This is a genomic window from uncultured Nevskia sp. (assembly GCF_903885465.1).
GTDB lineage: Bacteria > Pseudomonadota > Gammaproteobacteria > Nevskiales > Nevskiaceae > Nevskia.
The window spans coordinates 1-8872 of sequence record NZ_CAISIQ010000454.1; the positions used below are offsets into that span (position 1 = coordinate 1).

Annotated in this window: 10 protein-coding genes and 2 tRNA genes; 11 read left to right on the forward strand and 1 reads right to left on the reverse strand. The window is 63.4% G+C overall.

The window, feature by feature from the left end; translation table 11 throughout:
* The 9 genes from trpB to QZY06_RS17575 all read left to right on the forward strand — a co-directional run.
* Positions 1–843 (forward strand): tryptophan synthase subunit beta (gene trpB / locus QZY06_RS17535; RefSeq protein ID WP_295686432.1); only part of this gene is annotated, 843 nt, incomplete at its 5' end.
* Between the two features lie 12 nt (positions 844–855).
* A complete protein-coding gene (gene trpA / locus QZY06_RS17540; protein ID WP_295686433.1) occupies positions 856–1665 on the forward strand; it encodes a tryptophan synthase subunit alpha in 810 nt (269 codons plus the stop codon).
* Positions 1666–1769: 104 nt separating this feature from the next.
* Positions 1770–2669 (forward strand): acetyl-CoA carboxylase, carboxyltransferase subunit beta, encoded by a 900-nt coding sequence (accD, locus tag QZY06_RS17545; protein ID WP_295686435.1) that lies wholly within the window; start codon positions 1770–1772, stop codon positions 2667–2669.
* Positions 2656–3954 (forward strand): bifunctional tetrahydrofolate synthase/dihydrofolate synthase, encoded by a 1299-nt coding sequence (gene folC, locus QZY06_RS17550; RefSeq protein WP_295686437.1) that lies wholly within the window; start codon positions 2656–2658, stop codon positions 3952–3954. Before accD ends, folC begins: the two co-directional genes overlap by 14 nt.
* Positions 3951–4619, forward strand: coding sequence for an SPOR domain-containing protein (locus QZY06_RS17555; protein ID WP_295686439.1), 669 nt, complete (start codon positions 3951–3953; stop codon positions 4617–4619). The genes folC and QZY06_RS17555 overlap by 4 nt, the downstream gene beginning before the upstream one ends.
* Positions 4620–4653: 34 nt before the next feature.
* Positions 4654–4741 (forward strand) — tRNA-Ser (locus QZY06_RS17560).
* Positions 4742–4992: 251 nt separating this feature from the next.
* A tRNA-Arg gene (locus QZY06_RS17565) sits at positions 4993–5069 on the forward strand.
* A gap of 221 nt (positions 5070–5290) precedes the next feature.
* On the forward strand, positions 5291–6049 hold the full coding sequence (locus tag QZY06_RS17570) for an SDR family oxidoreductase (RefSeq protein WP_295686441.1): 759 nt from the start codon (positions 5291–5293) through the stop codon (positions 6047–6049).
* Entirely contained in the window at positions 6046–6987 is a 942-nt protein-coding gene (locus tag QZY06_RS17575) for a sigma-70 family RNA polymerase sigma factor (protein WP_367275673.1), read from the forward strand. The genes QZY06_RS17570 and QZY06_RS17575 overlap by 4 nt, the downstream gene beginning before the upstream one ends.
* Positions 6988–7036: 49 nt before the next feature.
* On the opposite strand, the gene QZY06_RS17580 is transcribed toward QZY06_RS17575, so the two are convergent.
* Positions 7037–7321 carry a hypothetical protein gene (locus QZY06_RS17580; protein ID WP_295686443.1) on the reverse strand — a complete coding sequence of 95 codons (285 nt, stop codon included), beginning with the start codon at positions 7319–7321 and terminating at the stop codon, positions 7037–7039.
* 463 nt (positions 7322–7784) lie between these two features.
* Between QZY06_RS17580 and QZY06_RS17585 the strand changes: the two genes are divergently transcribed.
* Together QZY06_RS17585 and QZY06_RS17590 are read left to right on the forward strand one after the other, a co-directional pair.
* The gene (locus QZY06_RS17585; RefSeq protein WP_295686445.1) at positions 7785–8372 is read left to right on the forward strand and encodes an RNA polymerase sigma factor; all 588 of its coding nucleotides are present in this window, start codon (positions 7785–7787) and stop codon (positions 8370–8372) included.
* A gap of 173 nt (positions 8373–8545) precedes the next feature.
* A partial coding sequence (locus QZY06_RS17590) for a DUF4880 domain-containing protein (protein ID WP_295686447.1) occupies positions 8546–8872 on the forward strand: 327 nt, incomplete at its 3' end.

The window sequence follows — 8872 nt, forward strand, 5'->3', positions numbered from 1 at the left end:
GGCGTGGCATCGGCGACGATCGCTGCCCGCCTTGGCTTGAAATGCGTGGTCTACATGGGTGCCGACGACGTCGAGCGGCAGAGCCCGAATGTCTATCGCATGAAGCTGCTCGGCGCCGAAGTGATTCCGGTGCAGAGCGGCACCAAGACTCTGAAGGACGCGCTCAACGAAGCGTTGCGCGACTGGGTGACCAATGTCGACGACACCTTCTACGTCATCGGCACCGTCGCCGGCCCGCATCCCTATCCGATGCTGGTGCGCGATTTCAACTCGGTGGTCGGCCGCGAAGTGATCACCCAGTCGCAGAATCAGCTCGGCCGTTTGCCGGATGCGCTGGTCGCCTGCGTCGGCGGCGGCAGCAATGCCATCGGCCTGTTCCATCCGCTGATCCAGTACGACGACGTCAAGATGTATGGCGTCGAAGCCGGCGGTGATGGCATCGAAACCGGCCGTCATGCGGCGCCGCTGTCGGCCGGCAAGCCGGGCGTGCTGCACGGCAATCGCACTTACGTGATGGCCGACGACAATGGCCAGATCATCGGCACCCATTCGATCTCCGCAGGTCTCGACTATCCCGGTGTCGGCCCCGAGCACGCCTGGTTGAAGGACATCGGCCGGGTCAACTACGTGTCGGTGACCGACGACGAAGCGCTCGAAGCCTTCCACGAGCTAACGCGTGTCGAAGGCATCATCCCGGCGCTCGAGCCTTCGCACGCGATGGCCTATGCCAAGAAGCTCGCGCCGACGATGGCGAAGGACCAGATCATCGTCGTCAACCTGTCCGGCCGCGGCGACAAGGACATCTTCACGATCGCCAAGCGTGAAGGCATTTCGTTGCTGTAAAGAAGAAAAAACATGAGCCGTATCGAAAGCACGCTGTCCGCATTGAAAGCGCGAGGCGCCAAGGCGCTGATCCCGTTCATCACCGCCGGCGATCCGCACCCGCGCCATACCGTCGGCCTGATGCATGCGCTGGTGGCGGGCGGGGCGGACATCATCGAACTCGGCGTGCCGTTCTCGGACCCGATGGCCGATGGCCCGACCATCCAGCTGGCCTGCGAACGCGCGCTGATCCACAACACCAGCCTGTGGAACTGCTGTGCGATGGTCGCCGAGTTCCGCAAGACCGACAGCCGCACGCCGGTGGTGCTGATGGGTTATCTGAACCCGATCGAGACTCGCGGCCTGGACGCGTTCTGCCAGCTTGCGAAGGATTCCGGCGTCGACGGCGTGCTGATCGTCGATCTCGCGGTCGAGGAAGCGCCGGAGTTCGCGCCGAAGGTTCGCTCGTTCGGGCTCGATCTGATCTTCCTGCTGGCGCCCACCAGCTCCGATGCCCGCATCGAAGCGATTGCCCGCGAAGCCAGCGGCTATCTGTACTACGTGTCCCTGAAAGGCGTCACCGGATCGGCCTCGCTGGATATCGGCAGCGTCACCGCCAAGCTCGAGCAGATTCGTCGTTATACCGCGCTGCCGGTTGCAGTCGGCTTCGGCATTCGCGATGCTGAATCGGCCGCGAAAGTCGGCGCCGTGGCGGATGGGGTGGTGGTGGGCAGTGCGCTGGTGTCGCAGATTGAAAAGCACCAGTCGACGCCCGAAGTGCTGCCGGACCTGCTCAAATCGCAGCTCGCCCAGATGCGCGCCGCCCTCGATACCCTGAACTGAAGTTCTGGCCTGATCGTTGCAAACTCTGTTGAAATTTCCCTGTTGAAATCTCAGCTGTTGAACTCCCAAGGTCGTCCCGACCTTCGCAAGCGGAAAACTCCTCGATGAGCTGGCTTGAAAAAATCTCCGGATCGAAACTGCTGACCGGCGGCGTACGCAAGAAGAGCGTTCCCGAAGGCCTGTGGATGAAGTGCGACTCCTGTCAGTCGGTGCTTTATCGCGCCGAATTGGAGCGCACCCTGGAGGTCTGCCCGAAGTGCAGTGCTCATCGGCCGATCGCCGCCCGCGCGCGGATCAGCCACTTCCTGGATGCCGAGCCGAAAGTCGAGATCGGCGCTCGGGTTCGTTCCACCGATCCGCTGAAGTTCAAGGACTCGCGCAAGTACACCGAGCGCCTGACCGAAGCCCGCGAGGACACCGACGAGGAAGACGCGCTGGTCGTCATCCGCGGCCAGTTGATGGGCCTGCCGGTGGTGGTCTGCGTGTTCGAGTTCGGCTTCATGGGTGGCTCGATGGGCTCGGTGGTCGGCGAAAAATTCGTCCGTGGCGTCAATGCCGCGCTCGAACACGGTTGCCCGGTGATCTGCTTCGCGGCCTCGGGCGGCGCGCGCATGCAGGAATCGCTGTTCTCGCTGATGCAAATGGCCAAGACCAGCGCCGCACTCGCCAAGCTCGCCGAGCGCGGCCTGCCGTTCATCTCGGTGCTGACCCATCCGACCATGGGTGGCGTGTCCGCCTCGCTGGCGATGCTCGGCGATATCAACATCGCCGAACCGAAGGCGCTCATTGGTTTCGCCGGCCCGAGAGTGATCGAGCAGACCGTGCGCCAGAAGCTGCCGGAAGGCTTCCAGCGCGCCGAATTCCTGCTCGAGAAAGGCGCCATCGACATGATCGTCGACCGCCGCGAGCTGCGCGAAAAGCTTCACCGCCTGCTGGCCATGCTGACCCACTTCGCGCCGGGCATCCCGGCGGTGTCCTCGCCGGGGGCCGGTGCCGCGCACTGACAGTGACGCGGCGGTCGCTACAAGCGGCAGCACCGTGCGCAGCGGCTGGCGGCTGGCCGACTGGCTGGCCTGGCAGGAACAGCTCAATCCTCGTTCGATCGAACTTGGGCTCACGCGCTCGCGGCTGGTGGCCGAGCGTCTTGGCCTGCTGACCTCGCCCTGCATCACCGCGACGATCGCCGGCACCAACGGCAAGGGCTCGTCGGCGACGCTCGCGGCGGGCATCTGGCAGGCCGCGGGTTATCGCGTCGGTCGCTACCTGTCGCCGCACCTGCTGCGCTACAACGAACGCATCGCCCTCGACGGTATCGAAGTAGCCGATGACGCGATCTGTGCCGCCTTCACCGCGATCGACGGCGCGCGCGGCGATCTGCCGCTAACCTATTTCGAGTTCGGCACCTTGGCGGCGCTGTGGCTGTTCCGCGAGGCGGGCTGCTTGGTTCAGGTGCTGGAAGTCGGCCTCGGTGGACGGCTCGATGCCGTCAACATCGTCGATGCCGACGCCGCGCTGGTGACCAACATCGGCCTCGATCACACCGACTGGCTCGGCCCGGATCGCGACAGCATCGGCCGTGAGAAAGCCGGCATCTATCGCGCCGGACGCCCGGCGATTTGCGCCGAGCGCGAGCCGCCAGCCAGCGTCGAAGCGGAAGCACGACGGATCGGCGCACGCTGGATCGCCGCCGGTCGGCAGTTCGAGGTCGTCCGTGGCGACAGCACTTGGAGCTGGAAAGGCGAGGGTGCCGACTATCGGGAACTGCCGCTGCCGGCGCTGCCCGGCGTTTTCCAGATCGACAACGCCGCTGGCGTGCTGGCGCTGGTCGAAGCCCTCCAGGATCGCTTGCCGGTCAAGCGCGGCACGATCGAAGCCGGCTTGCGCGGCCTGACGCTGCAGGGGCGCTATCAGCGTCATGACGGGCTGATCCTCGACGTCGCCCACAACCTCGAATCGGCCGCAGTGCTGGCCGCGCAGCTGCGTGCGGAGCCCTGCACTGGCCGCTCCTGGCTGGTGCTCGGCATGCTCGCCGACAAACCCGTCGCCGAAGTCTGCAAGGTGCTGGCTTCGGTCGTCGACGCGGTATGGTGTGCCGGTTTGCCGTCGCCGCGCGGGCTCGACGGCAATCAGCTCGCCAGCATCGCAAGACAGTCCGGTCTGGTGGCACACGAAGCCGGCACGGTCCGTGATGCAATAGCCGCAGCCCGCGCCGCCGCCGAACCGGGTGATCGCATCGTGGTCTGTGGATCGTTCCTGACCGTGGCAGCCGCACTCGAGAACAGTCGATGAACGAAGTTTTTCGCCGCCGCCTGATCGGCCTCGCCGTCCTGCTGACGCTGGCGTTCCTGCTGTCGCTGCTGCTGCCCGGTGCGCCGGCGCGCAACGAGGTCGAGCCGTCGACCACGGTCAGCCTCAGCGGCGAAAGCCTGCAGGTCACCGAAGCCGATGCCGTGCCGCCGCCGGATGACTACACCTCGCCCGAATCAACAGCGGATGCTGATCAGCAGCCGAGCGATGAGGTCACCATTTCCGATCTGAGCAGCGATCAGGCCGAGGCACCAAGCGCTGCGAAACCAACCCCGGAGGTCGCCAAGCCGGTTGCGCCCAAGCCTGCTGCAAAGCCGCCGGCGCCGGTCGTGGTGCCGAAGCCCAAGCCGGCCGAAGCAGTGGCTCCTCCGCCCAAGCCTGCCGTGGCCGACAAGCCCGCTACCGCCGGCTGGTATGTGCAGATCGGCAGCTTTGCCGAGGCCGGCACGGCGACGACGATCGTCAACCTGATCGGCAAGCAAGGCCACCACGGCCTGATCAGCAAGATCACCGGCGCCAATGGCAAAACCCTGCATCGGGTGCGCGCGGGCCCGTATTCGACTGAGGCCGCAGCACGCAGCGCGCAGGCCCGGCTGGCGACGCAGGGCTATCCGCAGACCCGAGTCGTATCGGAGACATCGCGTTGAGCGCCGTCTGCGCCTAGAATACGCGCGCGGTAACGGAGAGATGGCAGAGTGGTCGATTGCGGCGGTCTTGAAAACCGCTGAACCGCAAGGTTCCGGGGGTTCGAATCCCTCTCTCTCCGCCACTTTTCCAAAACACCGACTCAATGTCGGTGTTTTGGAAAAGCAGATCGGCAGTGAGAGAGGGATTCGAAGCCACGGCAGTGGCTGGACCCGAAGGGGCGAATCCCAGGCGGCAGGCGGTTAGCGAAGGGAGATTCGAAGCCACGGCATTGGCTGGACCCGAAGGGGCGAATCCCAAGCGACAGGTAGTGAGCGGAGGCAGATTCGAAGCCGCTTCAGCGCATCAAATCGAACTCAAAAAACACCAATCAAAGCGCCCGTAGCTCAGTCGGATAGAGCATCGGCCTTCTAAGCCGAGGGTCACTGGTTCGAATCCAGTCGGGCGCGCCAACTCGATACACCCGACGAACCTTCAAACCCGGTTTGTCGCAAGCCCCGATGCCCGTCGGGCGCTTCTGCCAGCATCGCCGACGCAATCCTTGAGGCGCTCGGTCTCTTACACGAAACCATCTGGACCAGGGAGCACTCGGTCCAGGCCCCTGCCGGCATCGGTTGACTCCTTTCGGTTGCCTCGATCGTCTTAGCTGTACATGGACAATGGAGCAACCCTGATGAGTCTCAAAGGCAAGAGTGTTGTCGTCACTGGCGGAAGCCGCGGTCTCGGCCTGGGGCTGGTCGAAGCCCTGGTTGACCATGGTGCGCAGGTGACTGTTGTCGCACGTGGTGCGGCTGCTCTGGAGTCGGTGCGCATCCGGCTGGGCGTCGCGACGATTTCAGCAGACGTGACGGATGCCGCCGCTGCCCAACGCATCCTGACCGATCTCAGACCGGACATCGTTGTCTTGAACGCGGGCGCGACGCCATCGATGGGGCGGCTTGACCAACTGAGCTGGGAGGCTTTTTCGGCGCCGTGGGAGACCGATGTCAAGGCAGGGCTCCACTGGCTGCAGGCGGCGCTCAATCTGCCGCTCAAACCTGGAAGCCGCGTCCTGGTCAGTTCAAGCGGGGCGGCCCAGAATGGCTCGCCGCTGTCAGGTGGTTACGCGGGAGCCAAGCGCATGCTGTGGATGATGGCCAAGTACGCTAATGCGGTCTCCGAGCAGAAGGGCCTCGGGCTTCGCTTTCAGGCGATCGTGCCGCTGCAGATCGTCGGCGACACCGGCGTCGGCAATGAGGCTGCCGGAGCCTACGCACGAGCCATGGCGATCACGCCAGAGGCATTTCTGGCGCGCTTCGGCGCGCCTCTGCTGCCCCGTGACTTTGGCGAGAATCTTGTGTCGATACTGGAAGACCCCAGGTACGGCTCCGGCTTCGCGTTCGGGCTGAAGGGCGGTGCGGAAGTGAAGATCCTCGAGGAGATGGCAGCTTGAGTTCAGAACCGCTCTTGCCGGCGTTGGATCAGCGAGCGGAACTCCTTGCCATTGCCGGCGAACTGCGGCCGGAGCTGCATCGTTACTGCTCGCGGCTCATGGGATCGATCACCGATGGCGAGGACGTCGTACAGGACACCTTCGATCGTGCATTCGTGGCTCTGGAAACCACACAGTCGGCCGATGCGGTGGTGCTGAGGCCTTGGCTGTTTCGCATTGCCCACAATCGAGCGCTCGATCTGCTCCGTGGCCGGACCTTGCGGGTGGCAGAGCCGATCGAGGCAGCCTTCGACACGGCCGACCCGGCCAGTCCTGACCCGGCGGAGATGCTGATCCATCAGGAAGCGGTGGCGACAGCCGTGTCTCGCTTTGCCGAGCTTCCCACCCTGCAGCGCAGCGTCGTGGTCTTGAAGGACGTGCTCGATGAGTCTCTGAGCGATATTGCGGCGCTTCTTGATCTCACGATCGACGCAGTCAAGGGGCATCTGGCGCGCGGACGCACGCGACTTCGAGTGATCAATGCGCAAGCCGCACCGCCTTCAGAATTCCCGGCGCTGTCGGCGGCGGTGATGCGCTATGCCCAGCTCTTCAATCGGCGGGACTGGGATGGTCTGAGGGCGTTGCTCGCCGATGACGTGAAGCTCAACCAATCCCTGCACCCGGCTCGAGCTGGGGCTGCGGATGTCGGCCTGTTCTTCAGCATTTACGCCAAGAGCGATCGCGTCTGGCTGGTGCCCGCCTGGCTGGAGGGTCGCGAGGTGATCGCGGTGTTCGAACCGCCCAGCGCCTCGAAGCCCAGCTATCTGATGTGGCTTGAGTGGCACGAAGGTCGGATCAGCTTCATCCGTGACTACCGCTATGTCCGATATGTTGTCGCTGAAGCGGATTTGAGGTGGAATCCCGGCGCCGCGGTTGCCGGTACTTCTCCACATCCCTGATACGGATTCATGCGCTGACCGGAGACGCCTTCGTCGCCATGCACTCCAATCAAGGTGTGTGACGTGACTCGGCTTTCGCGGGTTGCCGGCAGTGCTTGCCGGTGTAGATCGCCAGCCCGACCATCTGACCTTCCTCGCGATGGACACCCACCATCGCCGCATCGCAGTTGCTGACGCAGATGTTGGCGGGGATGTTTGTCCGATTGAAGCGGACCGATGCTGCCGGCTGATTGACCTTCACAAAGCAGCGCGGCAGCGGACTGGCAGTGGGCTTGGCGGCAGGGACTGAGGAAGACACGGCAAGCGCAGCGGCGAAAGCCAGCAGCCCGGACATTGAGGTGATTCCAGATCGAAGCGCCGGATAGCGCAGGGCGATTAGGAAGCCAAAGACCGTCGGCCGGTGGAGGGCCTTGCACGAACGGCAGCATTTCTCCGTCCAATGAACGATGGCAGCTTGCTATGGCCTGATCGGGAACCCCAAAAGTGAGCAGGATCACAGTCGCATTGCACCAAGGCTGTGAGCACGCCGCCTGTGATCGCGCTTCGGTGGTCGCGCAAATTTCTTTGCGTGGTGCCGAAATCGGCTGCTCGCGAATCGACTCGAAAATTTTTCTCGAGGCAGGCCGCTGATCTGCCGTCATATTTCTGCCATCAGTCGGTCATTGATAGGCTCACGACCGATCACGTCTCGAAGAAGATGGCATGTCGTTTGCTTAATCCCTGTCAGGCACAGGGGCGGAGCGTTCTTTCAGAACTTCCGGGTGCCATTTCGGTGGCGGTGAACAGGGCGAACAGCTATGGGAATTTTTACGCTGGCGGCTGCTACGACGACGTTCACATCGACCGTTGAGGAAAATGTCCGGCCTGCGCTTTCGGTAGACGCGGTGATTCGCGAAAACCACGGTGCACTGGTCAATTTCCTGAGACGCCGGATGAGAACGCCGGAAGATGCCAATGACGTTGCGCAGGAAGCGTACGTCCGCATGATGCAGTACGAGGGTGCGCGGGATATTCATTCGCCGTCTTCATTGTTATTTCGCATCGCAACGAACGTGGCTAATGATTTTGCGCGCGCGGATCAGTCGCGGCGGGTCAGCGACCAATGCAACATCGACGACCACGAACTGGCGTCTCACGAACCCTCCGCGGAACGGCAGATCGCCGGCTGCGAGGATCTGACCACGCTGCTGGTAGCGATTCGGCAACTGCCGACCAAGTGTCAGCAGGTGTTCCTGCTGAGCCGGGTCAAGCACATGACCTATCCGGAAATCGCCAGGCACTGTGGCATCAGCGTGAAGATGGTCGAGAAGCACATCAGCCACGCGCTGGCGGTGTGCATGAAGAAGGTAGGTGAAAACGATCGCCATCCGTCTAAGAGAATGTAGCCCGGTGGCAATGACCGATTGAGGCGATCACTTAGTGACGAAATCGCTTCGCAGGTCACGCGCTTTCCGGCGAGTCTGCGGATGTCGGCAGATGGCTACTGGCCCGGACCCTGACAAAGGAGTCGTCGGCTCGGATCGCGGTTGAATGGCCAAAGTATTGGCCGGAATCGCCGTTGCCCCTCGGGCAATGGCAGAATTGGACGATGAACAGCCAACAAGAAAGACAATTGCTCGACGAGAGTGCCCATTGGGCCGCTCGTCTGGCGTCGCCGGAGTGCACGGCGGAGGAGAAGAAGGCATTTGAATCCTGGCATTCGCGCAGCCCGGCGCACGCTCGTGCGTGGTCGATGGTCGATCGTGTCGAACAGGGTTTCAGTCAACTCGCCACCGATAACGCCGAACTGCTGGCGATGGCCGATGCAGCGTTTGCCGACAGCGCCATGCCGCGTCGTGAAAACCGTCGCTGGATGACCATGGCGCTGGCCGCCAGCGTCGCAGCA